Annotated in this window: 1 protein-coding gene; it reads left to right on the top strand. The window is 54.5% G+C overall.

Annotated features, from left to right (window positions below; all coding sequences use genetic code 11):
- Positions 1–87: 87 nt before the first annotated feature.
- Positions 88–288, top strand: a 201-nt coding sequence (locus MD536_RS22250; protein WP_369075823.1) for a PIG-L deacetylase family protein, incomplete at its 3' end; no start/stop codon positions are given.

The following is a 288-nucleotide window of genomic DNA, read 5'->3' as shown; positions in this document are numbered from 1 at the left end:
GATCGGATTCTAGACCAAAAGCTCAACCGGGGACTGGCGATCAACCACACAGCGGACGAGAAGATCGTAGAAGGAGAGGGCGGCGCCGTGACGAACAAAATCCAGAGAGCTGACCCAGAGCAATGGGAAGAGCAACAGACGATCCTGGTAATACTGGCCCATCCAGACGATCCAGAATTCTTCTGCGGTGCGACAATTGCGCGATGGATATCCCATGGACACAAGGTTCACTACTGCCTGCTGACACGGGGTGATAAAGGGGTTCGGGATCAAACGGTTGACCCAGAC

The organism is Flavihumibacter cheonanensis, assembly GCF_022352215.1.
GTDB lineage: Bacteria > Bacteroidota > Bacteroidia > Chitinophagales > Chitinophagaceae > Flavihumibacter > Flavihumibacter cheonanensis.
The sequence above is the reverse complement of the archived record's forward strand: the minus strand, read 5'-3'. Positions and strand labels throughout refer to the sequence as shown.